Here is a 1,165-nt window from a genome sequence, read left to right as displayed (position 1 = left end):
AAGTGAAAATCGTACTTTTATACATAAACTTAAAACATGATGGGGTGTTAAATGGATAGTAAACAATATACTTACCGTGTTAAATGGTCAGCTGAAGATAATGGGTATGTTGGAGCCTGTAAATTATTTTGTGTAAGTTCCATTTTTTATAAATGATCTTTTAATCGATCATCGAACTGAATCGTAAACCAATTCATTGCTAAACGCCAATTTTGAATTGGCATCGTCCATTTCTTCGCAGCATTTGATGTTGCTAAGTAAATGACCTTCTTTACTGAGTCATCAGATGAAAAGATTTTCCTTTTCTTCGTTGAATGGCGTATTACGCTATTCAACGACTCAATCGCATTTGTTGTATAAATCGCATGACGTATTTCGGCTGGATAGCTAAAGATCGTTCGGATATTTTCCCAATTGGCCCGCCAGGATTCTCCAATTTTGGGATACTGGTGATTCCATTGATCACAGAAGATGTCTAGGGACTTTAAAGCATTTTCCTCTGTACTTGCCTGATAAATCGCTTTCAGACCCGACGTAACAGCCTTGTAGTCTTTCCAGCTTACAAATCTCAGGCTATTGCGTACAACATGCACAATACACAGTTGAATATCAGTATGAGGGTAAACAGAGGCTATCGCGTCAGGAAAGCCTTTTAATCCATCTACACAGGCAACAAGAATGTCCTGTACTCCTCGATTTTTTAGCTCTGTCATGACTGACAGCCAGAATTTGGCACCTTCTGTCTGAGCAATCCACATACCCAGTAATTCTTTTTGCCCATCCATATTGATGCCTAAAGCAAGGTATACGGACTTGTTAATCACATTGGAGTGCTGACGGACTTTGACAACAATACAGTCAAGATAGACAACAGGATAAAGGCTATCTAAGGCTCTATTTTGCCACTCAGTCACTTGCTCAATCACAGCATCGGTAACTTTGCTGATGAGAGATGCTGACACATCGGCATCGTACATTTCTTTGAAGAAGGCTACAATTTCCCTATTAGTCATTCCTTTTGCATACAGTGAGAGGATTTGGTCATCCATACTGGTGATGCGTGTTTGGTGCTTTTTGATAATTTGTGGCTCAAATGAACCTTCTCGATCACGGGGAATATCTAAAGCCAGTTGTCCATCTTGAGTGGATCTGGGGTGAGCACTTA

Annotated in this window: 1 protein-coding gene; it reads right to left on the bottom strand. The window is 39.9% G+C overall.

Going from position 1 to position 1,165, the window contains the following annotated elements; translation table 11 throughout:
- Positions 1–146: 146 nt before the first annotated feature.
- The coding region (locus tag RFW85_RS16560) for an IS256-like element ISAba26 family transposase (protein ID WP_309171713.1) at positions 147–1,165 on the bottom strand (1,019 nt) is incomplete at its 5' end.

The organism is Acinetobacter sp. 12966, assembly GCF_031196995.1.
Lineage (GTDB): Bacteria > Pseudomonadota > Gammaproteobacteria > Pseudomonadales > Moraxellaceae > Acinetobacter > Acinetobacter geminorum.
Note: the sequence above shows the minus strand (reverse complement) of the source record. Positions and strands in the feature narration are given on the sequence as shown.